At 32.8% G+C, this 23,473-nt stretch carries 21 protein-coding genes; 15 read left to right on the top strand and 6 right to left on the bottom strand.

Translation table 11 applies throughout. From position 1 onward, the window contains the following. Positions 1 to 220 precede the first annotated feature (220 nt). The 6 genes from QMG60_RS13695 (at position 221) to QMG60_RS13720 (ending at position 6,414) form a co-directional block, all read left to right on the top strand. Entirely contained in the window at positions 221 to 1,492 is a 1,272-nt protein-coding gene (locus QMG60_RS13695) for a BamA/TamA family outer membrane protein (RefSeq protein WP_281865284.1), read from the top strand. A gap of 127 nt (positions 1,493 to 1,619) precedes the next feature. Beyond that, entirely contained in the window at positions 1,620 to 2,237 is a 618-nt protein-coding gene (locus QMG60_RS13700) for an outer membrane beta-barrel protein (RefSeq protein WP_281865285.1), read from the top strand. Positions 2,238 to 2,389: 152 nt separating this feature from the next. After that, positions 2,390 to 3,064 (top strand): response regulator transcription factor, encoded by a 675-nt coding sequence (locus QMG60_RS13705; RefSeq protein WP_134141724.1) that lies wholly within the window; start codon positions 2,390 to 2,392, stop codon positions 3,062 to 3,064. Between the two features lies 1 nt (position 3,065). Next, entirely contained in the window at positions 3,066 to 4,448 is a 1,383-nt protein-coding gene (locus tag QMG60_RS13710; protein ID WP_134141722.1) for a HAMP domain-containing sensor histidine kinase, read from the top strand. Between the two features lie 84 nt (positions 4,449 to 4,532). After that, complete coding sequence (locus tag QMG60_RS13715; RefSeq protein WP_057118392.1) at positions 4,533 to 5,255, top strand: hypothetical protein; 723 nt, start codon at positions 4,533 to 4,535, stop codon at positions 5,253 to 5,255. 211 nt (positions 5,256 to 5,466) lie between these two features. Then, positions 5,467 to 6,414 carry a bestrophin family ion channel gene (locus QMG60_RS13720; protein ID WP_348773895.1) on the top strand — a complete coding sequence of 316 codons (948 nt, stop codon included), beginning with the start codon at positions 5,467 to 5,469 and terminating at the stop codon, positions 6,412 to 6,414. Between the two features lie 183 nt (positions 6,415 to 6,597). On the opposite strand, the gene QMG60_RS13725 is transcribed toward QMG60_RS13720, so the two are convergent. After that, positions 6,598 to 8,022 (bottom strand): PLP-dependent aminotransferase family protein, encoded by a 1,425-nt coding sequence (locus QMG60_RS13725; RefSeq protein ID WP_281865287.1) that lies wholly within the window; start codon positions 8,020 to 8,022, stop codon positions 6,598 to 6,600. 107 nt (positions 8,023 to 8,129) lie between these two features. Between QMG60_RS13725 and QMG60_RS13730 the strand changes: the two genes are divergently transcribed. The 6 genes from QMG60_RS13730 (at position 8,130) to QMG60_RS13755 (ending at position 17,980) form a co-directional block, all read left to right on the top strand. Continuing rightward, a complete protein-coding gene (locus QMG60_RS13730) occupies positions 8,130 to 9,047 on the top strand; it encodes an EamA family transporter (RefSeq protein WP_281865288.1) in 918 nt (305 codons plus the stop codon). A gap of 253 nt (positions 9,048 to 9,300) precedes the next feature. Next, complete coding sequence (locus QMG60_RS13735) at positions 9,301 to 11,559, top strand: acyl-CoA dehydrogenase (RefSeq protein ID WP_281865289.1); 2,259 nt, start codon at positions 9,301 to 9,303, stop codon at positions 11,557 to 11,559. 214 nt (positions 11,560 to 11,773) lie between these two features. Beyond that, positions 11,774 to 13,420 (top strand): DUF6377 domain-containing protein, encoded by a 1,647-nt coding sequence (locus tag QMG60_RS13740; protein ID WP_281865290.1) that lies wholly within the window; start codon positions 11,774 to 11,776, stop codon positions 13,418 to 13,420. Between the two features lie 207 nt (positions 13,421 to 13,627). Continuing rightward, positions 13,628 to 15,844, top strand: a complete 2,217-nt coding sequence (locus QMG60_RS13745) for a glycoside hydrolase family 3 C-terminal domain-containing protein (RefSeq protein WP_281865291.1) — start codon at positions 13,628 to 13,630, stop codon at positions 15,842 to 15,844. 150 nt (positions 15,845 to 15,994) lie between these two features. After that, on the top strand, positions 15,995 to 16,642 hold the full coding sequence (locus tag QMG60_RS13750) for a DUF1349 domain-containing protein (protein ID WP_281865292.1): 648 nt from the start codon (positions 15,995 to 15,997) through the stop codon (positions 16,640 to 16,642). A 216-nt stretch (positions 16,643 to 16,858) separates the two neighbouring features. Further along, entirely contained in the window at positions 16,859 to 17,980 is a 1,122-nt protein-coding gene (locus tag QMG60_RS13755; RefSeq protein ID WP_281865293.1) for an acyltransferase, read from the top strand. 300 nt (positions 17,981 to 18,280) lie between these two features. Here the strand turns inward: QMG60_RS13755 and QMG60_RS13760 are convergent, their stop codons facing one another. Then, complete coding sequence (locus QMG60_RS13760) at positions 18,281 to 19,387, bottom strand: NADH:flavin oxidoreductase (RefSeq protein ID WP_281865294.1); 1,107 nt, start codon at positions 19,385 to 19,387, stop codon at positions 18,281 to 18,283. A gap of 7 nt (positions 19,388 to 19,394) precedes the next feature. Continuing rightward, positions 19,395 to 19,697, bottom strand: a complete 303-nt coding sequence (locus QMG60_RS13765) for a metalloregulator ArsR/SmtB family transcription factor (RefSeq protein WP_057118383.1) — start codon at positions 19,695 to 19,697, stop codon at positions 19,395 to 19,397. A gap of 147 nt (positions 19,698 to 19,844) precedes the next feature. Between QMG60_RS13765 and QMG60_RS13770 the strand changes: the two genes are divergently transcribed. The 3 genes from QMG60_RS13770 to QMG60_RS13780 all read left to right on the top strand — a co-directional run bounded on the left by QMG60_RS13770 (position 19,845) and on the right by QMG60_RS13780 (position 21,381). Next, positions 19,845 to 20,333 (top strand): TlpA disulfide reductase family protein, encoded by a 489-nt coding sequence (locus tag QMG60_RS13770; protein ID WP_281865295.1) that lies wholly within the window; start codon positions 19,845 to 19,847, stop codon positions 20,331 to 20,333. Positions 20,334 to 20,447: 114 nt separating this feature from the next. Then, on the top strand, positions 20,448 to 20,852 hold the full coding sequence (locus tag QMG60_RS13775; RefSeq protein WP_281865296.1) for a lysozyme inhibitor LprI family protein: 405 nt from the start codon (positions 20,448 to 20,450) through the stop codon (positions 20,850 to 20,852). 58 nt (positions 20,853 to 20,910) lie between these two features. Next, positions 20,911 to 21,381 (top strand): hypothetical protein, encoded by a 471-nt coding sequence (locus QMG60_RS13780; protein ID WP_281865297.1) that lies wholly within the window; start codon positions 20,911 to 20,913, stop codon positions 21,379 to 21,381. A gap of 33 nt (positions 21,382 to 21,414) precedes the next feature. Here QMG60_RS13780 and QMG60_RS13785 read toward each other — a convergent pair whose 3' ends face one another. From QMG60_RS13785 to QMG60_RS13795, 3 genes are read right to left on the bottom strand one after another with little or no spacing between them, the layout of a single operon-like run. Further along, the gene (locus QMG60_RS13785) at positions 21,415 to 21,915 is read right to left on the bottom strand and encodes a hypothetical protein (RefSeq protein ID WP_281865298.1); all 501 of its coding nucleotides are present in this window, start codon (positions 21,913 to 21,915) and stop codon (positions 21,415 to 21,417) included. A gap of 58 nt (positions 21,916 to 21,973) precedes the next feature. Beyond that, positions 21,974 to 22,840, bottom strand: coding sequence for a chromate resistance protein ChrB domain-containing protein (locus QMG60_RS13790; RefSeq protein ID WP_281865299.1), 867 nt, complete (start codon positions 22,838 to 22,840; stop codon positions 21,974 to 21,976). 33 nt (positions 22,841 to 22,873) lie between these two features. Beyond that, a complete protein-coding gene (locus QMG60_RS13795) occupies positions 22,874 to 23,257 on the bottom strand; it encodes a hypothetical protein (protein WP_134141706.1) in 384 nt (127 codons plus the stop codon). Between the last annotated feature and the right edge of the window lie 216 nt (positions 23,258 to 23,473).

The raw sequence follows: 23,473 nt of genomic DNA on the forward strand, positions 1-23,473 counted from the left end.
AATGTTCTTAAAATGAGATCAATACTTGTTTTATAAATATTTTACAAAATTACTCTGTGCTGATTTTCAATTATGTTTCTAAAAGCCAAAAAAATAATAGAATAAGATTTTTTATTATATAAATCTGAAAAATCTAAAGATTTGTTTTGTGTAAAATGTTGAAAATAAATACTATATTTACTATAGGTTACTGGTTTTTATTAAAATAAACTTTTCTTAAATGGTGAATTTTTTAAAAAATAATGCCTTTCAGTACAAGTATAACATCTTAGGATTATTGTTTTTTATTTCATCTAATTTATATTGCCAAGAAGAAATAACGAATCCAGAGCTCTGTCCGCCCAAAACTATTTTTGATATTTTTAAAAAACAAGACGATGCTTTAGTCGTTAAACCCACCAAAAATAATTTCTTTTTAGTAATTCCAGCTATTGGTTCACAGCCAGCAACTGGATTTTTTTTTGGTGCTGTAGCGCAGTATACTTTCAAAGGAAAAGAAGAGAAAGATAAATATTCCATTGCTAATGTTGGGGTTACATATACATTAAAAGATCAGTGGCTGGTTAATATCAAAAACAATATCCTGCTAAAAAATAATAAAATCTTTTTGAGCGGCGATTATCGTTTGTACTTGTTTTCTCAGCCCAATTATGGACTTGGAACAGATATTATTCCGCCAAGACGCGATAGGAGTCCAAGTTTTAGTATTGATTCTATTGCACAGGATATGGATTATAATTATTTGAAATTTCACCAAACCGTTTCATTTGAAGTAAAAGAAAATTATTATGTAGGCGGAGGAATTAATATTGACTGGTATTCCAGCATTAACGATAAAAAATTGGATGTTGAAAGTGGCGTATTCACCTATCATTACAATTACAGTCAGAAATACGGATTTGATAATTTAGAGTATTTCCTAAATGGAGTAAGTTTGAATTTGGTTCACGATTCTCGTGATAATCAGGTAAATGCTTCGCGAGGCTGGTTTGCAAATATCAATTATAGATTTAATCCTGTTTTGTTTAATAATCAGGAATATAGTAGTGTATTGTTTGCAGAGTATAAGCATTTTATACCTGTTTCGCATAAAAATCCAAATTATATTTTAGCCATTTGGACTTATGGTCAGTTTGTAACCCGAGGAAAAGTTCCATATTTAAATTTGCCTGCAATTGGCTGGGATCAGCGAAGCAGGAGCGGGGAGGGCTATACGCAAGGGCTTTTTAGAGGAAATGGTTTGGTTTATTTATCTACAGAATTTAGATTTCCAATAACCTGCAATCAATTATTAAGCGGTACTGTTTTTACCAATTTTGTTACTGCCAGTAATTCAGATACTAATTTGGAGCTTTTTAAATCGATTCAGCCGGCTGCTGGGATTGGTTTGAGGCTTTTAATTGATAAAGCGACAAAGACAAATTTAATTTTAGATTATGCGTGGGGTAATAATTCGAAAGCTTTTTATTTAAATGCGGGAGAGACTTTTTAGGTTGTTAAGGTTTTAATATTCAATTATTTGAGCTTTAATATTTAAGTTTTTTCTTTCTAAAAATATTCTTTTTTTGAAAGAAAAAAGCTAAATTTGATTATCCAATTAACAATCAAAATCAAAAATTATGAAACAGTACAGTTTATTATTAGTTGTATTTCTGTCGGCGATAGGAATGCAGGCTCAGGATGCAAGGTCTTTTTCGCTTAATTTGTATGGCGGTTATAATTTTTCAGATAAGCTGGATTACGACGGTTATTCTGCAACAATAGAAGATGGTTTTCAATACGGAGCAGGGTTTGAGTATTTCTTTTCAACCAATAACTCAGTGGAGTTAAAGTATTTAAGATCAGATGTTAAAATACCATTATATAATCCTTCTGGAGCTCAAATAAATACGAACGATAAGGGAGCATTTAATTTTATTTTAGCAGATTTCACCCATTATTTTGATACAGGTTCAAATCTTCTGCCTTATTTGGGTGCTGGTGCTGGAGTTGGTATCGTAGAATCACCCCAAGGCGGAAGTGGCACTTATTTTGCCTGGGATGTCAAGGGCGGGGTAAAAATCAAAACTGCATCATCTGTTTCTGTAAATATTAATGCTTATTTACAATCCATGTCGGCAGCAGTGGGTGAAAGTTATTATTGGTCCTATTGGGTAGGTCCAGTAGCATTTGAAGATTATATTTCTACTTATCAGTTTGGACTTGGAGCGGTTGTTAGTTTTAATTTCAAAAATTAGTAATTATAAGGCATTAAATGCAAGATAAATATCAAAAAGCAGGCTATTAGGTCTGCTTTTTTTATTCTTCATAATTAAATCATAATTTGTAAATATGTGCCGTTTTTGTTAAATTCAATTCTTATTTTTGTTGTATATACAAACTTCTCAAGATGAAATTACTAATAGTCGAAGACGAACCAAATCTATTATCTATTCTGCGTAAAGGATTTGCCGAAAATAATAATGAAGTAAGTGTGGCTCTAGACGGTAAAACTGCTCTGGAGATGATTCATAATTATACTTTTGATGTTGTAGTTTTAGATGTAATGCTGCCAGATATTAACGGAATTGAAATCTGCAGAAGACTTCGTGCCAGCAAGAATTTTGTACCTATTTTACTTTTAACAGCTCTAGGAACTTCAGAAAACATCGTGACTGGTCTTAACGCCGGCGCAGATGATTATTTGGTAAAGCCTTTTAAATTTGGAGAATTAGATGCTCGTGTAAATGCACTCTATAGAAGATCGCATCAAGAAACAGAGAAAATTGATACTATTACAATTGGTGATCTTGAGATCAACGGACGCGCTAAATCGGTAAAGAGAGGTGGAGAAAACATTGTTTTAACTGCAAAAGAGTTCAAACTATTGTATTATCTGGCAAAAAATACGGGTCGAATTGTTTCGCGCGATCAGATTTTAGATAATGTCTGGGATATTAATTTTGACATGAATACGAACGTTGTTGATGTATATATAACCTATTTAAGAAGAAAAATTGATAAGCCTTTTGATACCAAACTTATTCATACCATGAAAGGATTGGGTTATGTTATAAAATCGTAAAATGGACATTAGAAAAAAAATTACTTTTAACTACGTTGCCCTTTCTACCTTTAGTACATCACTATTGTGTATCATTGTTTTTTTCTTGTTTAGAGAAAACAATCGTTATCACTTTTTAAAACGTTTAGATGACAGGTCAAAAATTGTAGCTTCAATACATTTTCAAAAAGATCCAGAAAAAATAAAATATTATAAGAATCTTCAAAAAAATGGACTTGAAGAATTAATCGAAGAAGAAGAATATGTATTAAAAATCAACAGCCATAATAGTTTTGATTATAATACAAATCTTAATCTTCCGAATACTTTTTATACCAATATTTTAAGCACAGGAAAAGACTCATATGAAAAAGATAATAAATATTATTTAGGTCAAATTTTTGAAGAAAACGGACAAAAATATATTGTAATTGTAGGTGCTAGAGATCGTAAAGGAAAAGATACGACTATTTATATTGTCAAAATTATGCTTTTTGGCGGAATTGGTTTTGTGATTCTTGCCTTTCTTTTAGGACGTTTTTTAGCCAAACGTGTCATTAATCCAGTAGCGCGAATTACCAAAGAAGTAAAAAGAATTAGTGCGTCGAATCTTCATAATCGTCTGCCTGAAGTTAAAAACTCTGATGAAATTTCAGATCTGACCAATACTTTTAATAATATGCTGGACAGGCTGGAAACATCTTTTGAAATCCAGGCTAATTTTATCAATAATGCTTCTCATGAATTAAAAACGCCCATAACAACTATTATTGCCGAAGCAGAAATTATGCTGCTCAAAGAGCGAGAAGTTCAAGAATATGTACAGTCTTTAGAAAATATTTATAGTCAGGCATCTAGATTAGGAAACTTAACGGAAAGCCTTTTGAAATTGACTCAAACAGGTTATGACGGTCAAAAACAAGTATCTGACATTGCCAGAATTGACGAATTGCTAATGGATGTAAAATCGGATTTGGATAAAATATTTCCAGGAAACCGAGTGAGCATTAAGCTTAACTTTGCTCCAGAAGATTCTAATTTATTATTGCTTCCGTGCAACAAACCATTGTTGGAATTAGCAATCAACAATATTATTACCAATGGTGTTAAATATTCTGATAATAATGAAGTATTCGTAAATCTTTCGGCAAACGAAGAAATGATTAAAATTACGATTAATGATATCGGTATAGGAATTCCGCCAGAAGATATTCCGCATTTGTATGAACCTTTCTTTAGAGGTAAAATTGCGGCAAAATATATTGGTTACGGTTTAGGATTGCCGCTGGCTTCTAAAATCATCCGTATGCACGATGGAGAATTGCAAGTACAGTCTGAGCAGAATAAAGGTACAATCGTCACGATTATCTTTAAAAAACTGAAGATTAAAAAATCTAATGTTTAATCTTAGAAAATTCTAATTTTAAATTAATAAAGGTATAATTAGCGGATAGTTATTTTGTAAGTATAAAACTAAACAATTATACTTATGAAAAATTTTCTTATACCTACGACTTTAAAAGATGACACAATCTCGGCTGTTAAATCTGCGGTGAATCAGTCAAAAGATACTGAATCAGAAATTATTTTAGTATTAGTTTCAGAATCACCAGATACATTTTCGACTTCAAGTTTTTTACGCGAAATGCGATCAGGGCTAACCAGAAGCCAAGAAGAAGTGTTGGAAACCTGCAGATATATTATCGACCATTCTCCAAATACAAAACTGAAAGTTCACAACCAATACGGACTTTCGGCTCCAATTTTCAAGCGTCTTATCGAAGCTTTTTCTGTGAAATTGGTTATTCTAACACATTCTTATAAACAAGAAACCAAAAGAATTCATCAATATTTGGTTCAGCTGGCTGGAAATCAAAAATGTCCAATTCTCCATTTAAGCACAGAAATTAATAAAGAAGTTTTCAGCAAAGCTCTTTATGTAGAAAATTCAAGCAAAAGCATTCATGTAAAAGATGTACAGCAGTATTTAAGTGAAAATTTCTCTTTCGAAATAGTAAGCCAGACTGCCAATTTTGAAGACAATTATGAGAATGTTGCGCCATTTTTATCAGAAGCCATTTCAAAGCATAATATCGACATGCTTGTAGAAACTCGAAAAGGCGAAAAAATCAAATTCAAAAAAGTAAAAAAAGAAAACATCAATGAGAAGCTGGGACTTCCAGTTCTTTCATTGTACGAAGAGATTGTTTAGTTCTTAGTGATTAATAATTAGTCCTTAGTCCTTAGTAATTAACTCTTAGTAATTAGTTCTTAGTAATACTTATAATTAATCCGTTTTGTACTGTAAGAATAGGAAATATATTTTTTTAGGCTGTTATTAAACTACAGTTAATTACTAAGGATTAATTACTAATCACTAAGAACTAAAAAAAAGCTATAATATTTAATTTAAAACCGAAAATATGTTATTAAAGAAAAGAATACCAATGAAGTACGTTCTCGGGAAAATTAAAGTAGAAATCGTTCTAGTATTGGCTTATACCATACTATTTGAAATATTTCACCACTATTTTGTTACCCTTCCTGTAGATATTCCAATTGCGATTCCAACCATGATTGGAACCATTATTTCCTTATTATTAGCCTTTAAGTCCAATCAGGCTTATGACAGATGGTGGGAAGCCAGAATTGTTTGGGGCGCAGTTGTAAACGATTCCAGAACATTAATTCGTCAGGTTTTGACGTTTTATAAAGATCCTGATTTTTCTGTTGAAGCCAGCGAATTCAAAGAGAATTTTGCTAAAAGACAAATTGCATGGTGTTATAGTTTAGGGCAGTCACTTAGAAATAAAGATGCCATAAAACCACTTGAAGGTTTGATGAGTGAAGAAGAAATAAAATACATTAAGAATCATCAAAACGTTCCAAATGCTATTTTGATGCTGCACGCCCGCGATCTTAGAAATGCTAAGAACGAAAAGAAAATCAACATGTATCAGCAGGTTGAAATCGACAATACATTGTCAAGATTATGTGATGAAATGGGAAAGTGCGAAAGAATTAAAAACACCATATTTCCAACAACATACAGTATGTACATCAGGCTGACATTGTGTTTGTTTATTTTGTTACTGCCTTTCGGGTTAACAAGTGTTTTAAGCTGGTTTGCAATTCCGTTGATTACTGCTATTGGCGGAGCTTTCTTTTTGATCGAAAGAATGGCGATTCATTTGCAGGATCCATTCGAAAACCGACCTACAGATACGCCTGTAACGACGATTGCAAATACAATTGAAAAAAATATCAAGCAAATGCTTAATGAATATCAAAGTGAATTTGATATTCTGAATGAATTTGAATTGAACAACGAACCTAAGAAAGTCGAAAAAGACGTTTATTTCGTCTTATAACTTTTTAATTTTGGTCTTCTTTTAATTGTTGGCTGGACAGTGTGTAGTTGCGCTGTCCAGTTTTTTTATTTTTTATAGGTGTAGTTTGTCATTTCGATGAACGAAAAATCACACTCGCAAATCCATAAAGATTAGCGAATATCTTTATATAATTGCTAGTTCCTAGAATGACAAAAACTTGCTCTACAATTGTGTTTGAGCCAGTCTCCCAAGCGTTTGAATAGCAGTTCTTAACTCATTTGACCATGGTAGACCAAAACTCAATCGCATACAATTTGAAAATTGATCTTGAAACGAAAAAATCCTGCCTGGAGCAATACTGATATTGTGTTTCATCGCTAAATGATAAAAAGCAGCAGTATCAATTTTTTTATCCAACTCAATCCACAGAAAAAATCCACCTTGAGGCTGACTTACTTTTGTTCCTTTCGGAAAAGATTCCAGAACTGTATTAATATAATTGTTGCAATTATGATTTAATATTTGGCGTATTTTTCGAAGATGATTTTCATAACGTCCGTTTTTTAAAAAATCCCCCACGACTTCGTGCGTAATAGTAGGCGAGGAGAGCGAATGATAAATTTTGTTTCTTAAGATTTGTTTTTTGAATTTCCCAGGCGAAACCCATCCTACGCGATAACCGGGAGCCAATGTTTTGGATACAGAGCTGCAGCAAAGTACAATTCCGCTTTCATCATAAGTTTTGCAATTTGTTGGTCGGCTCGAACCAAAGTACAAATCGCCGTGAATATCATCTTCAATCAATGGAATGTTGTAGAATTCCATCAATTTCACCACTTCTATTTTATGCTCTGCCGGCATCATACTTCCAGAAGGATTGCTAAAATTACTCATCAGTAAACATAGTTTTACTTTTTTAGAAGAAAGCGATTTTTTGAGTGCTTCTAATTCTATTCCAGTTGTCATGTTTGTAGGCAGTTCCATGATATACAATCCTAAAGATTTGGCCAACTGCAAGATGCCAAAATAAGCAGGACTTTCTGTAATTATGGTATCGCCGGGCTGAGTTAACGTCATCAAACAATGTGATATAGCACTTGTACAGCCAGGCATTGTAATAATATCTTCTTCTGTTAACGATCCTCCCCATGTAAAAGACCATCTGGCAATTTCTCTTCTTAAATTAAGATTACCTTTTACTTGCTCATAACTCGTTCCGCTGTTTGGAAGTTGGCGCATCGCCTGAACCATTCCCTTATTTAATTTAGCAATAGGAAGAAGTTCGTTTGACGGAAACCCCAAAGAAAGCATCGTAATATTTGGATCTGTCATATTGCCGTAAACCTGATCGATCAAATCTTCGCGGTCAATATTGGCACATTTTAAAATCGGACTGCTGGGTGATGGTTCTGGAATCGTTCTTGCTGAAATATTACTCACATAATATCCCGACTGTGGTCTAGCTTCAATCAAAGAACGGCTTTCGGCTTCATAATAAGCCTTACTTACAGTGCTCATGCTGTAACCCGTTTCTGCACAAACTTCTCGAATAGAAGGCAGTTTATCGCCAACGCTCAAGACGCCAGACTTAATTTGTTTTTCGATACGGTCAGCAAATTGAAGATATAAGTAATTAGAATTTTTCATAAAAAAATAAAACTGTTATGGTGCAATTTACAAAAACTGTATCTGTATTGCTGTTTTATTTTTTAGAAATTTGCTTAAATAGAAAACTAAACAATAAACAACATCTCGTGAAAACAACAAAATACTACATCGCTGCTATTACATGTTTTGTAATCTGGGGATTTTTCAGTTTGGTTTTAAGACCAATACATGACTATCCTTCTTTAGATATTTTATTCTATCGTGTTTTTAGCTGTAGTATTTTAATGCTTCTTATTGCATTTTCTTTCAAGAGAAAAAGAATGAAAGAAGCTGTACAAACTTTTAAATCAATGCCGGCTTTTGAGAAACGTAAAACAATTCTATTAAATATTGGCGGAAGCGTTTTTCTAATGGCGAACTGGTTTACTTTTATTTATGTCATGAACCATGTTAGTGTAAAAGCGACTTCTTTGGCTTACTTGGTTTGTCCTATTTTAACCACGCTGCTGGCTTATTTTATTTTGCATGAAAAACTAAATAAAACACAATGGATTGCGGTTGGATTAAGCATTTCAGGATGTATTCTGTTGTCTTATGCAAATATTATGGATATGCTTTTTAGTATTATAATTGGGTTTACATACGCCTCTTATTTAGTAAGTCAGCGTGTCAATAAAGGCTTTGATAAATTTATAATTCTAACGTTTCACATCACAGTAGCAGCCTTATGTTTATTGCCTTTTTATCCATTTTACAGTGGAACAGTTCCAACAGAATTTAAATTTTATTTCTGTATCGAAACCATTGCCATTTTGTTTACCATTTTTCCATTGTTTCTTAATTTATATGCCCTTTCGGGAATAAATTCATCGACAGTCGGAATGCTTTTAAATATTAACCCAATGATTGCTTTTTTATTAGCAATGTTTTTATATAAGGAAAAATTCGGATTCATACAGATTGCTGCATACGGAATTATTTTTGCCGCAGTTGTAGTTTTCAATTCACATCATATTTTTGCAGCCAAGCAAAAAAGAGCCGCAATATCCAAAGGTTCTCAATAGTAGTTTTCATATTTTTTATTGGTTTAAAATCGAAAATTACCAGAATCTTAACAGGATGTTTAAACAGGAATGATTATTTTTCATTCCTGTTTTTTTTATGCGATAAAGTGTAAAAAAAAAAGAGTTGCCACGAATTACACAAATTTTCACGAATTGTAATTATTTTTTAATTCGCTATTAATTAGGAAAAGAAATTAGAGGAAATTTGTGTAATTCGTGGCAAAGAAAAAAATAAAACCGAATATTATTTTATATGAAAAATACCAAACTTCAAGCCTTTACTCCGTTATTTTATTTAGTGTGGTCAGATGATTTATTGACACAAAAAGAATTTGGAACATTAAAAGAGTTTATAAATTCCCTGAATGCTTTATCTGAAGAAGAAAAAGAATATTTGCGTTCTAAAGTAGATATTTCAAATCCGCCTTCGCGAAATGAACTCACACAATGGAAATTGGATATTGAAAAAAGTATTCAAGATAAATCTTCTATCAAATCGATTTTTGATATTGCAAAAGCACTTTCAGGAAATGATTTGGATTTAACACCAATAGAATCAGATTTCAAAAAATTAGAAAATGATTTAGGAATTTTAGGAGAAGAAGCGCTTCAAAATTTTAAAACAAAAGCAGGTTCTTACACGGTAAATTCACATACCAATGCCTCTTTCGATATCCAGAAAATTACCAAAATTTTAAACGGAAAAGAAGCAGCAATAATTGAAAAAGTAAAATCGGTCATTTCCAGACCTGAATTTGCTTATGAAACTTCTACCGATATCAATGTTTTTAGGGAGACTGTTTACAAATGGTGCAAAGTTCTAGCCGATGAAAATCTTGGAAATATGGCTTATCCAAAACAATATGGAGGAGGAGAAAACATAGCCGATTATTTTGCGATTATGGAAACGCTGAGTTACCACGATTTAAGTTTGGTAATAAAATTTGGCGTTCAGTTTGGATTGTGGGGAATGAGTGTTCAATCTTTAGGAACAGAAAAACATTACGCTAAATATTTAAAAGATATTGGCTCGCTAAAACTTCCAGGATGTTTTGCCATGACCGAAACACATCACGGATCAAATGTAAAAGGATTGGAAACGACGGCAACTTACAATCATAACGATCAGACTTTTACTATTCATACACCAAATAAACATGCCCAAAAAGAATACATTGGCAATGCAGCAGTTCATGGCCAAATGGCAACTGTTTTTGCAAAATTAATTATTGACGATCATGATTATGGTGTCAACGCATTTGTAGTTCCGTTACGTGATCCTAATGGAAATGTTGTAGAAGGTGTTACGATTGGCGACTGCGGTCATAAAATGGGATTAAACGGAGTTGATAACGGTACCATTAGTTTTGATCAAGTTGTGATTCCGAAAGAAAATATGCTCGATCGTTTTGCCTCGGTAAATGAAAATGGAGAATTTGAAAGTCCGATTCCGAGTGATAACAGAAGATTTTTTACCATGTTAGGAACTTTAGTTGGAGGAAGGATCGGAATTCCGCGTTCGGCGTTGGCGGCAGCTAAATCTGGATTAACAATTGCCATTCGCTACAGCGATCAAAGAAGACAATTTGGACCAGAAGGCGGATCTGAAGTTCCAATTTTAAATTATAGAATGCATCAACGCAGATTGTTACCCCATTTGGCTAAAACCTATGCAGTTCATTTTGCACTTCAATATCTGACCAATAGATTTTTAAATAGAACAGAAGCCGAAATGCAGGAAATTGAAGCTTTAGCAGCGGGAATGAAATCGTATTCTACTTGGAGTACAAGAGATATTCTGCAAGAATGCCGTGAAGCCTGCGGTGGAAAAGGTTATTTGTCTGAAAACAGAATTGATGCTTTAAAAAATGACACCGAAATCTATACGACTTTTGAAGGTGATAATACAGTTTTAATGCAATTGGTGGCCAAAAATCGTTTGTCTGAATTCAGAAAATCGTTTGGAGAAATGGGTTCTTTAGGCATTATTAATTATGTGTATGAAAATGCTAAAACTGCAATTACAGAAAAGAATCCAATTGCAACAAGAAAAACAGACGACGAACATTTATTAGACAGCGAATTTCATTTGCAAGCTTTTGTTCACCGAGAAAAAACAATTCTAGCTTCGGCAGCCAGACGTATTAAAAAATTGGTTGATGGCGGATTAGAAGCGTATGATGCTTTTAATGTCGTACAGCACCAAATGATTGATGTTGCTCAAGCCTATTTAGAAAGAGTAGTTTTAGAACAATTTCAACTTGCAATAAAAGAAATTGAAGATGAGGAATCTAAAACAATTTTAACGAGATTGAATCAATTGTACGCACTTTCGCAGATCGAAAAAAATAAAGCTTGGTATTTAGAAGACGGTTATATGGAAGCGGTAAAAACCAAAGCAGTACGTAAAATGGTTAATCAGCTTTGTTGGGACATTCGTCCAGATGCAGTAGCTTTAGTAAATGCATTTGATATTCCTGAAAGCTGTTTAGCTGCGCCGATTGCAGTATAAAATAAAAAAGCTTTGTCATGATTTAAATTCAGACAAAGCTTTTTAGTTATCTAAATGAAATCAATTTATTTATAGATAAAGCTAAATATTATTTTATTTTTTATAGCAAAAATAAAACACCCCTCATATTGTGTACATTTTTTACCCTAGTAAATAATTCGCATTATATATTTTTGCTTTTCTATATTTGTAATTCCCTTTATATAAAATCAGCTTGAAAAATTATTTTTTATTTCTCTTAATTCTTATAGTAAACTTTCCAGTTTTTGCATTGGAAAGTACTGATGTTATTTTAAAAGAATTAAATAATGCGATAAAAAATAAGCAGCAGTATGTAAAACTTAAAGAAGAAAGAATTCTGAATTTTAAGAAAATAAAATCGGATAATCTTACGCCCGAACAAGAATATAATTACAACAAAACCTTATATCTCGAATACCAAAAATTAAACTCAGATTCGGCTATTCGATACGTTAAAAAGAATCTAAGAATAGCAGAACAACTGCAAAACAAAGAACTTTTTAATTTAGCACAGCTGCAATTGGTAACGCTTTATTCTTCATCAGGAAAATACCGCGAATCTGAAGCTCTTCTAAAAAGTATAAACAAAAAGAATCTGGCAGTTTCATTGCTTCCCAATTACTATATTTCGTATCGGGAGTTTTTTGAACATTATGCAGCGAATAGTGATAATCGAGAATACAGAAAACAAATAGGAAAATATCGAGATTCACTATTAAGTATTTTAAATCCAAATACACTTGAATATCAAATTAATAGGATTCAACAAGATATTTTTATTCATAAAAAATTCGATAAGCCCAAAAAGGAACTGCTTGCTTTATTGAATAAAATAAAAGAAGAAGATCCAAAATATGCGATGATTACCTATTTGCTGGGTAAAATTTCAGAAGCAACCCATCAATTAGAAGAAAGAAAAAAATACTATGCGCTTTCTGCTACCTCGGATATTAAAAACGCCAATAAAGACAATGCTTCAATGCAGGAATTAGCATTGGTTTTTTATGAAATTGGAGATGTTGATATGGCGTACAAATTGACACAATCTGCCATTGAAGATGCGCTTTATTGTAATGTTCAATTTAGAACGCTCTTAATGTCAGAAGTTTATTCAATCATCAATACTGTTTATTTAGAGCGTGAGGCACAGCGAAAAAGCGAATTACAAATCTATCTGCTTTGTATAAGTCTACTTTCGTTATTTCTGCTGGTTGCCATTATTTACGTTTACAAACAAATGAAAAAAGTTTCGAGAATTCGAACAGAACTTTACGAAACCAGTCAAAAATTAGCAGAACTAAATAAAGATATTACAGAAACAAACAGTCAGCTTCAGGAAAGTAATCTGCAATTGTCTGAATCTAATTTAGTTAAAGAAGAATATATTGCACATTTCTTTAATCTTTGTTCGACTTACATCAATAAACTGGAAAATTATCGCATTATTTTAAACAAAAAAGCAACTGCGAAACAGTTTGATGAAATTTATAAAATTTTAAAGTCAACTACTTTGGTTGATAATGAGTTAGAAGAATTGTACAAGAATTTCGATATTATTTTCCTAAACCTATATCCAACATTTGTAAAAGATTTTAATGCGTTATTAATTCCAGAAGAGCAGATTGTTCTCAAACAAAACGAATTATTAAATACAGAGCTTCGAATTTTTGCACTTATAAGACTCGGAATCACCGATAGTGTAAAAATTGCAGCATTTCTTCGTTACTCTTTAAGTACAATTTACAACTACAGAACCCGAGCTCGAAATAAAGCGGCAGTTTCGCGAAATGATTTCGAAGAAATGGTCATGAAAATTGGTTCAATATCATTGAAAGTATAGATATTTATTTTAAATCTACTACTTTTTTTGATGTGTATTTTTTATTAATATACTGCAAATCAATATTTTAATTTTTTAATTTACTACTTTTTTGTATCCAAAAATGTAACATGTACGATAACGTTTTAGTTTTACCATATGATAAATAAAGTACTTTTATATGAAGTTACTTTTATATTATAAACTAATGCTTTAATAAATACTGTTATGTTTAAAAACGTTAAAACAATTGTTGTTTTACTTTTACTAAGTTCTTTGGGAATGAATGCCCAAAACAAAGTGCCAGTTTATCTTGATGATAAAAAGCCAATTAATGAGCGTGTAGAAGATGCACTTAAAAGAATGACAACTGAAGAGAAAATTGCCATGATTCATGCGCAGTCTAAATTTAGTTCTCCAGGTGTAAAAAGACTTGGAATTCCAGAAAACTGGATGACTGACGGACCACACGGAATTCGTACAGAAGTAAAATGGGACGAATGGGATCAGGCCGGATGGACAAACGATTCTTGTATTGCTTTCCCAGCTCTTACAGCACTTTCATCGACATGGAACAAAGAATTGGCTTCTTTATATGGAAAATCAATTGGAGAAGAAGCACGTTTCCGTAACAAAAATGTTTTATTAGGCCCAGGTGTAAATATCTACAGAAGCCCATTAAACGGTCGTAACTTCGAATATATGGGAGAAGATCCGTTTTTAGCTTCTAAAATGGTTGTCCCTTATATTAAAGGAGTTCAATCGAACGGAGTTGCCGCTTGTGTAAAACATTTCGCTTTAAATAATCAAGAAACAAATCGTAATTCTGTAAACGTAGTTGTAGACGATCGTGCATTATATGAAATCTATCTTCCAGCTTTTAAAGCGGCAGTTCAAGATGGTGATGCATGGGCAATTATGGGATCTTATAATAAATACAAAGGACAACAGTGCTGCCACAATGAATATCTATTAAATGATATTCTTCGCGGAGAATGGGGCTTCAAAGGAGTTGTAGTTTCAGACTGGGGAGGAGTTCATGATACCAAACAAGCAATTCATAATGGTTTAGACATGGAATTTGGTTCTTGGACAAACGGACTTTCTTGGGGAACTAGTAATGCTTATGACAATTATTATCTAGCAAAACCATATTCTGAAATGATCAGAAAAGGTGAAATTGGAACTAAAGAATTAGACGAAAAAGTACGTCGTATTCTTCGTTTGTCTTTCTTGACTACAATGGATAGAAATCGTCCTTTTGGATCTTTTGGAACAGAAGAACATGCTTTAGCGGGACGTAAAATCGCTGAGGAAGGAATTGTATTATTGCAAAACACAAATAACATTCTGCCAATTAATCTTTCTAAAACAAAAAAGATTGCTGTAATTGGAGAAAATGCCATCAAAATGATGACCGTTGGTGGAGGAAGTTCTTCACTTAAAGCAAGATATGAAATTACTCCTCTTGAAGGATTAAAGAAAAGAATTGGCAACCAAGCTGAAATTGTTTACGCAAGAGGTTATGTTGGTGATCCTACTAGTAATTATAACGGTGTTGTAGCTAAAGTTAGTTTAGAAGAAAAACGCCCGCAGGCAGAATTAACTGCAGAGGCTTTAAAAGTAGCTAAGGATGCTGATATTGTTCTTTTTATTGGAGGTTTAAATAAAAGTGAAAATCAAGATGATGAAGGACACGATCGTAAACATTTAGAATTGCCTTATGGTCAAGATAAATTGATCAGCGAATTAGCGAAAGTAAATAAAAACATTGTTTTCGTAAATATCTCTGGAAATGCTGTTGCAATGCCTTGGATTAAAGAAGTTCCAGGAGTTGTTCAAGGTTGGTTTTTAGGAACTGAGGCTGGAAATGCCTTAGCAAATGTTTTGGTTGGAGATGTAAATCCGTCTGGAAAACTTTCTTTCACTTTTCCTGTAAAATTAGCTGACAATGGAGCGCACGCTTTAGGAGAATTTCCTGGCGGTGATGAGGTAAAATATAATGAAGGTATTTTTGTTGGATACCGCTGGGTTGATAAGAATAAAATTAAACCTTTATTCTCTTTTGGCCACGGTTTAAGCTACACCACTTTTGCTTACGGAAAAGTGACAGCTGACAAAAAGCAAGTTAACGCAGGAGACAAAATTACATTCTCTGTTAATGTGAAAAACACAGGAAGCAGAGAAGGAGCAGAAGTAGTACAATTGTACATTACAGATGTAAAATCTTCTTTAGCACGTCCGATAAAAGAGTTAAAAGGCTTTGAAAAAGTATTGCTTAAAGCAGGTGAAGAAAAAACAGTAACTTTTACAATTGATAAAACAGCTTTGAGTTTCTTCGATGATAAAAAGCATGACTGGGTGGCTGAACCTGGTGATTTTGAGGCAATCATTGGAGCTTCATCAACAGACATAAAATCTAAAGTGAATTTCTCACTTAAATAAGTTTTTTATTTCTAAAAATTGGTTGGTTTGTAAAGCTGCAAGTGTCAAAATTTGCAGCTTTGCTTTTGTCTTAAAAAGTTAGATGTAAAAATAATAAATGTGAAACGTTAGAAGTTTTGCTTTTTTTTTAAATAAATAATCAAATTATAAATGAAACGAATATTATTATTAACGATTGGTTTTGTATTGTTTCAGAACCTTTCAGCGCAGACTTTAAATAAAATGCAATGGTTTAATGAACCTGAAAAATGGGAAATTAAAAACAATGCATTAATAATGAACGTAACAGCAAACAGCGATTACTGGAGAATTTCGCATTACGGATTTACTGTTGACGATGCACCTTTTTATTATGCTAATTATGGAGGTGAATTTGAAGCCAAAGTAAAACTAACTGGAAATTACATTGCCCGTTTTGACCAAATGGGATTAATGATCCGAGTTGATGAAAAAAACTACATCAAAACTGGAGTTGAATTTGTCGACGGAAAATTTAATATCAGTACTGTGGTTACGCACGACAAAAGCGATTGGAGTGTAACAACTTTAGAAAAAGTGCCTCCTTTCATTTGGATTAAAGCCGTACGACGATTAGATGCTGTCGAAATATTCTATTCTTTTGATGATAAAAATTATATCATGACTAGAAATGCGCCATTACAGGACAATACGCCAGTTATGGTTGGTTTGATGGCCGCTTCTCCAGACGGAAAAGGTTTTGAAGCCAAATTTGAGAACTTCTCTGTAAAGCATTTACCAGATCAAAGAAGAACAGAGTGGCTTAAAAATCACCAGTAGATTTTAGTTATGGGTTAGGAGTTAGAAGTTAGGAGTTATAAGTTATAAAATAATTGTTGCAAGTTTAAACTGTTGCTACATTATAAACGCAAATAATTTCTATAAACTTGAAAACAAACTTACCAACAATTCATATTCCCACGCCCAACCCTTAACCCTTAACTTCTAACTCCTAACTCCTAACTTCTAACCTCTAACTCATGACCCCCTAACCAAATGAATATAAAACCTAAAAAACATTACGAAATTCTTGATGGATTGCGTGGTGTCGCAGCTATTTTGGTAGTTGCTTTTCATATTTTTGAAGCTTTTAGCGGTGGAAACCGTTTTGTACAAATTATCAATCACGGTTATTTGGCTGTTGACTTCTTTTTTCTTTTATCAGGATTTGTTGTAGCGTATGCATATGATGATCGCTGGGGAAAAATGGGACAATGGGAATTTTACAAACGCAGATTAATCCGTCTCCAGCCAATGGTAATTATGGGGATGATTATAGGCGCTATATTTTACTATTTTCAAGCATCTGATATACTGTTTCCAATGATTGGAGATATGGCCGTTTGGAAAGTTATTTTAACGATGATAATCGGTTTTACATTATTACCAATCCCACCTTCGTTAGAAATTAGAGGCTGGGGAGAAATGCATCCTTTAAATGGTCCGGCATGGTCACTTTTTTTCGAATATATTGCAAATATCTTGTACGCCTTAATCTTTCGTAAATTTTCGAATAAAGTACTATCAGTTTTTGTATTGATATTTGCCGGACTGTTAATTAATTACACTGTTTTCGGGCCAAAAGGCGACGTAATCGGTGGCTGGTCACTAAATCTGGAGCAGATTAATGTAGGTTTTACACGTTTGCTTTATCCGTTTTTTGCTGGAGTTTTGTTGTGCCGTTTAGGAAAATTAATTCATGTAAAAAATGCTTTTTGGGTTTGCAGTATTCTAATAACCATTGTTTTGGCTTTACCAAGATTTGGAGACGAAAACAGCCTTTGGATAAATGGGTTATATGAATCTTTCTGTATCATTTTAGTTTTTCCAATTATCGTTGCCATTGGCGCAGGAGGCGAAATTAAAAATGACTTTTCGCTTAAAATCTGCAAACTTCTTGGTGATATTTCGTACCCAATTTACATTACACATTATCCGTTAATTTATTGGTTTACAGCATGGGTTGTAGATAACAAAGTTTCAATGGAAAATGGATATTTAGAGGGTATTGGAGTTTTAATCGCTAGTATTGTCATGGCATTTGTATGTTTGAAATTATACGACGAACCTGTTAGAATGTGGCTTCAGAATAAATTCCAAAAGAAAAAAGTTTTTTAGAGTGGCAAAGAGGCAAAGGGACAAAGGCTCAAAGGAAAAACTTTGTCCCTTTAGACCTTTGTTTCTCTGAGCCTTAAATAAAAATATTGAATCTCTTAATTTTGTTAGTTATGACATTCAAAAAAGGGATAAACTTAATTGTTTATCCCTTTTGTCTTTATAAGAAACCAAAATAAAAAAGGTAAAAAGGAAAAACTTTGTCCCTTTGAGCCTTTGCATAAGGAACCAAAATAAAAAAAGGCTCAAAGGGAAAACTCTGCCCCTTTGAACCTTTGTAACTATGTACCTTTAAAAAAAAACTTATTCTAAAACCAATTGTCCCAAAGCTTCTTTACTAAAACCTTTTAATTGATCTGTTTTTCCAGCTTTAATTTTAGCAACCCAATTCGGATCAGATAAAAGAGGTCTTCCAACAGCAACTAAATCAAAATCGCCTCTGTCGAAACGTCTGTTTAGTTCTTCCAAAGAAGTTGGCTGTGAACTTTCCCCAGCAAAAGCACCAAAGAAATCACCAGAAAGACCAACAGAACCAACAGTAATAGTTGGCGCTCCCGTTACTTTTTTAGCCCATCCAGCAAAATTCAAATCAGAATCTTCGAATTCAGGTTCCCAGAAACGGCGTTGTGAAGCGTGAATAATATCAACACCAGCATCTACAAGAGGAGTAAGCCAAGCTTCTAATTCCTGTGGGTTTTTAGCCAGTTTATAATTGTAATCAGAAGGTTTAAATTGAGAAAAACGCATGATAACAGCAAAGTCGTTTCCAACTTGTTTTCTCACTTCTTTTACAACTTCAATAGCAAAACGGTTACGTTCAGGAAGTGTTTTTCCACCATAAATATCTTCACGTAAATTGGTTTCAGCTCTAAAGAATTGATCGATTAAATAACCGTGCGCACCGTGAATTTCGATAGTGTCAAAACCTAGTCTTTTAGCGTCAGCTGCTGCTTTACCGAAAGCTAGAATAGTATCTTCGATATCTTTTTCAGTCATAGAAACTCCGTTTCTAAAATCAGGACGATTTAATCCAGACGGACCTTCAAAAGGAACTGGTGGCACCCATCCTGATTGATGATTATCCATAATTCCCATATGCCAGATCTGCGGTCCCATAGAACCTCCAGCTGCGTGAACTTCGTCTATAACTTTTTTCCATCCGTTTAAAGCTAAATCTCCGTAAAAATGCGGCACATTAGCATCGTTTGATGATGAAGGTCTGTCAATTACAGTTCCTTCAGATAATATTAAACCAACTTCGCCTTCAGCTCTTTTTTGGTAGTAGGCGGCTACTTCGTCAGTTGGAACTCCGTTTGGAGAAAATGAGCGCGTCATTGGCGCCATTACGATTCGGTTTTTCAGATTTAACGTTTTTAAGTTAAATGGAGAAAATAGGTTGTTTGTACTCATAGTAATTTTACAAATTAGATTGAATTAATTTACTGAGTGCTTCAAAGGCACCTTCGTTGCGTTTATAGTAAGTCCATTGTCCAACACGTTTAGACTCGATAAAGCCGGCGCGCTGTAAAATAGACAAATATTCAGATACTGTAGATTGTGTCAAACCAGCCTTGGCTTGAATCTGACCAACACAAACACCATGTTCAAATCCAGCATGCTGCAATTGATCAGGAAAATTGATTTCGGGTTCTTTAAGCCATTCCAGCATTTGCAGTCTGGACTTGTTTGACAAAGCTTTAAATATTTCTATCGTTTCCATGCTGCAAATATATCGACTTTTCCCGATATACCAATTAAGTATAATTTATTTAGGATAATTTTATGATGGAGGAGAAGATTTATGAAGAAGTATTTATATTTGTTTGGAGATTAAAAAACAGCCCCAAAAACAAAAACTTAATCAATTATGAAGAAAATATTACTTATTTTAGGATTCTTATGTTGTGTTATAACTAGTACAAAAGCTCAGGTTGTTGGAGTTGATGTAGGCGATATTGCTCCAGAAATAGATCTTCCTGATACGAAAGGAAATAACATTGCACTTTCTTCCTTAAGAGGAGAATTGGTTTTAGTAGATTTTTGGGCTTCTTGGTGCGGACCCTGTATTAAAGAACAGCCAACATTATTAAAATTGTATAATGCTTATCCTGATAAATTTACAATCTACAGCGTTTCTATGGATACTAAAAAACCGCTTTGGCTGGGAGCAATAGCAAAAGGAAAATTACCGTGGACACAAGTAAGTGATTTAAAATATTGGACTTCTCCAGTTGTAGGAGATTATATGCTTCAATCTGTTCCCTTGAATTTTTTAGTAGATAAAAACGGAATTATTTTAGCCAAAAATATTCATGGAAAAGCCCTTGAAGATATGGTAAAAAGTATTGTTGAATAATAAATGATTTTGTTTCACGTTTCAGGTTTCACGTTTTATGCTGTGCGATAAACCAATACATTGTAACTTGAAACTTGAAACAAAGAAAACCTGAAACAAAAAAACATATAAATTATGATTCAAAAAGCACTTGTAATATTGTTTGTTTTGATTGCATTGAAATCTAATTCGCAAACATTAGAAACAGTTTCAAAACTAAAATCAGAGTATCAGAAATGTTTAGATAAAGGCAGTGCGATGAGCAATTGTTCTTACGCCTATTACAACCAGTCAGATAGTTTGCTAAATATTGTGTATAAGAATTTAAAAAATAAAATAAGTCCGAAAGAACAGTCTAAGTTAAAAAAAGAGCAGTTAGACTGGCTCAAAAAGCGCGACCAATATTTTCAGCAATTATATACTGACACCAAAAAGCAGGGTATTTTTACCGAAGGAACCAGAGATTTTGATATGGTTATTTATGATGAAGAGGCCAATTATGTTTTTGCTCGGGTAAAGGAACTTATTCGAAAAATTTAAAAAAGTATTTTAAGCTAATAACAAAAAAGTTTGCCAATCAAACTTCAAATCGGAATTAATGGAATCAAAATTAAATATCGCTGAATTCCGAACAAGATTAAAAGACAATACAGAAATTGGTTCTCCAAAAGAACTTTTAGGACAATCGAGAATATTTCCTTTATTTGGACCAATAAAGCCCTTTTATGGATTTTTTGATGATAGAAGTTTTAGTTTAACAGTAAATTCAGCAAAGTCTTCAGCAGTTTTTGTTGTAAAAGGAAACTACGAGAATATTAACAATAGACTTCAACTAAATTACAATGTTGAACCCATCAGTAAGCTTCATTCATCTTGGGTGAAATATGCTCCAATTGTTCTGATACTGGCAATTAATATATTTTTTCTTTTTTTTGCAAAAGGACTCAGACGTGCCTCTACAATCGTTAACTTATTTTTACTTTTTATGGCTTTCTATTCCAGATGGAAAGAAGAGAGGAAAAGGAAAAAATTAGAAGAAAAATTTATTCGGATATTTGAAATTAAATAAAACATGTGACGTTTCATTTTTTTTTAAGCGATTTTAAAAAGCAATTCCGAATTGAAAACCAACAGTTAAAGATGCGGGATGATCGTTGCCAAATCGAATAGGAACAGGAATAGCCGCAAAATAACTGCAATTTTCACTTTTTATAATAGTTTTGTTTATTACTGGAGTAATACCATATCGTCCGCTGCTTTCAAAAGCTGCTCTTCCTGCAAATGTATAGCCGTTTCCTAGTGCGACTAAAACACCTGGATGAAATAATAAGTTCGTCACTTTATCACTATTTCCCTGCACTCTAATATTAGGTACAACTTCAAAAGAAAAACCAATTTTCTGATTTTTCCAGATATTAATTCCAGTTGGAAATCCAACAGCATAATAATCTCTAAAATTTACGTTTGTTTGTTCACTGCTAAAGGTCACGATGGGGTGAAGAATTCCAAAATAACCTGTGATTTTTGGATAAGTAGTTTGAGAAAATATATTCAAACTTAAAGCGAATAAAGTGATTGCGAAAAGATGTCTCAATGAAATCATAATAGTTTTATTAATTAAAAAACAAAACTATTGACAATGAAAATCTATAAATAGAACACTATTTACCTTTTGTATCTGGATTACTTTTTAGTGCATTTTTTCTATAAGAAGAAGGGTTTTTTCCAGTTTGTAACTTGAATATTCTGGTGAAATGACTTTGGTCTGAAAATCCAGTCATGTAAGCTATTTCGGTTAAAGTATAAGTTGTATTTTGAATCAGGTTTATGGCTTTTTCAATTCGTAATTTTCGAACATATTCACCGAAATTTAAGTCTTCAAAATACTTAGAAAACTCTCTTGATAAATAAGATGGATTCAATTCTAAATCACTAGAAATTTTCTTTAAGTCAAAAGTAAACTGTGCATCTATTTGATCTTGAATAATATTTTTTAATTCTTTAACCCATGCAGGTGTTTTTTGATTCGATTTTTTCTCAATCAAAAATTTATTATAAACTTCGTGCAGTAAATTTTCGAACGGACTATTTTGCAGATGATTTTGTTTATACAGATATTTCGCCCAGCTGTATAGAGCATCGTAAAGTTTTAATCCAGTTTGGAGTAATTCAATATCATTAGTAATGTTATGCGAAAGTCCAGCTGAAATTGCCCAAAGTCCAGCTGCTTCTTTAGCAAGATCGTGACGATCTGTATCGGCGCCACGAACAATTTTTGCCATAATTAAAACCGCTGGATCAGCAATTTTATACTTTTTTATAATATAATCAAAAGTACATTCTTCATTATAATGCGTGAATTCTACATTCGGGATATCAAACGGAATGGCGTTTATTTCTTTTGCTTTATGCAAAACTTGATCAAACGGGACATAGATAAACTCGGCTTCTGGATCAACAAAATTCAAGATCAGCCAAGGACAGGCAATTCGGTCAATTTTAGGTCTTTCCCTAGTGATCCATTTCATTTAAAAAGTATAAAGCATTATTTTATAAAACAATTAATTTAGTCTGTCCATATGATGCCTCACTCCGCCATAATTCGTTTTCAAAAATTCTCTAATTTGAAATTGTGTCTTGTTACGCGTAACATTTTTCCATTCATTAAAATCAAAAATATGAATTTCGCGTGCATTCGGATTGGTAACAAAAGAAAGTCTTGAAATAGAATATTTATAATATTTTAGTTCGTGCGAAATATGTCTGTCTGGCACAACAACCAATATAGTTTCCCATTTTAGAAAATCCTTTGGTACGTCAGCTCTTTCAGTTAATCCAAGTGCATCAAAAAAAGCAATTATCTTTTGATCATTTAATTTATCTATCTTCTGATCGATGTTTTTAATGGTACTATGCAGCAATTTTTCATCTTTAATAACACTCATAATAGTACAGTTTTTATTGAATTCAAATATAAAATTACATCAAAAGAGAGAAATTTAACAGAGTAATGTCAATAGAATGATTCTAAATTTTTATGATCTACTTTTTAAGTAGAGTTAATTATCTGTAAGTAATTATAAACGATTATATTTTGATAAAATACTATTATTTTAATCGCTTTAAAAAGAATATTTTTATAGCTATTTGCTAACCATTCT

The sequence above is a fragment of the Flavobacterium sp. GSB-24 genome (assembly GCF_027924665.1).
Lineage (GTDB): Bacteria > Bacteroidota > Bacteroidia > Flavobacteriales > Flavobacteriaceae > Flavobacterium.

Coding starts and splice junctions, on each gene's coding strand:
- QMG60_RS13780 (WP_281865297.1), top strand. CDS start 20,911: ATGGAATCAAAATTAAATATCGCTGAATTCCGAACAAGATTAAAAGAC.
- QMG60_RS13785 (WP_281865298.1), bottom strand. CDS start 21,915: ATGATTTCATTGAGACATCTTTTCGCAATCACTTTATTCGCTTTAAGT.
- QMG60_RS13775 (WP_281865296.1), top strand. CDS start 20,448: ATGATTCAAAAAGCACTTGTAATATTGTTTGTTTTGATTGCATTGAAA.
- QMG60_RS13745 (WP_281865291.1), top strand. CDS start 13,628: ATGTTTAAAAACGTTAAAACAATTGTTGTTTTACTTTTACTAAGTTCT.
- QMG60_RS13735 (WP_281865289.1), top strand. CDS start 9,301: ATGAAAAATACCAAACTTCAAGCCTTTACTCCGTTATTTTATTTAGTG.
- QMG60_RS13715 (WP_057118392.1), top strand. CDS start 4,533: ATGAAAAATTTTCTTATACCTACGACTTTAAAAGATGACACAATCTCG.
- QMG60_RS13705 (WP_134141724.1), top strand. CDS start 2,390: ATGAAATTACTAATAGTCGAAGACGAACCAAATCTATTATCTATTCTG.
- QMG60_RS13710 (WP_134141722.1), top strand. CDS start 3,066: ATGGACATTAGAAAAAAAATTACTTTTAACTACGTTGCCCTTTCTACC.
- QMG60_RS13765 (WP_057118383.1), bottom strand. CDS start 19,697: ATGGAAACGATAGAAATATTTAAAGCTTTGTCAAACAAGTCCAGACTG.
- QMG60_RS13770 (WP_281865295.1), top strand. CDS start 19,845: ATGAAGAAAATATTACTTATTTTAGGATTCTTATGTTGTGTTATAACT.
- QMG60_RS13695 (WP_281865284.1), top strand. CDS start 221: ATGGTGAATTTTTTAAAAAATAATGCCTTTCAGTACAAGTATAACATC.
- QMG60_RS13725 (WP_281865287.1), bottom strand. CDS start 8,022: ATGAAAAATTCTAATTACTTATATCTTCAATTTGCTGACCGTATCGAA.
- QMG60_RS13790 (WP_281865299.1), bottom strand. CDS start 22,840: ATGAAATGGATCACTAGGGAAAGACCTAAAATTGACCGAATTGCCTGT.
- QMG60_RS13750 (WP_281865292.1), top strand. CDS start 15,995: ATGAAACGAATATTATTATTAACGATTGGTTTTGTATTGTTTCAGAAC.
- QMG60_RS13720 (WP_348773895.1), top strand. CDS start 5,467: ATGTTATTAAAGAAAAGAATACCAATGAAGTACGTTCTCGGGAAAATT.
- QMG60_RS13755 (WP_281865293.1), top strand. CDS start 16,859: ATGAATATAAAACCTAAAAAACATTACGAAATTCTTGATGGATTGCGT.
- QMG60_RS13700 (WP_281865285.1), top strand. CDS start 1,620: ATGAAACAGTACAGTTTATTATTAGTTGTATTTCTGTCGGCGATAGGA.
- QMG60_RS13795 (WP_134141706.1), bottom strand. CDS start 23,257: ATGAGTGTTATTAAAGATGAAAAATTGCTGCATAGTACCATTAAAAAC.
- QMG60_RS13760 (WP_281865294.1), bottom strand. CDS start 19,387: ATGAGTACAAACAACCTATTTTCTCCATTTAACTTAAAAACGTTAAAT.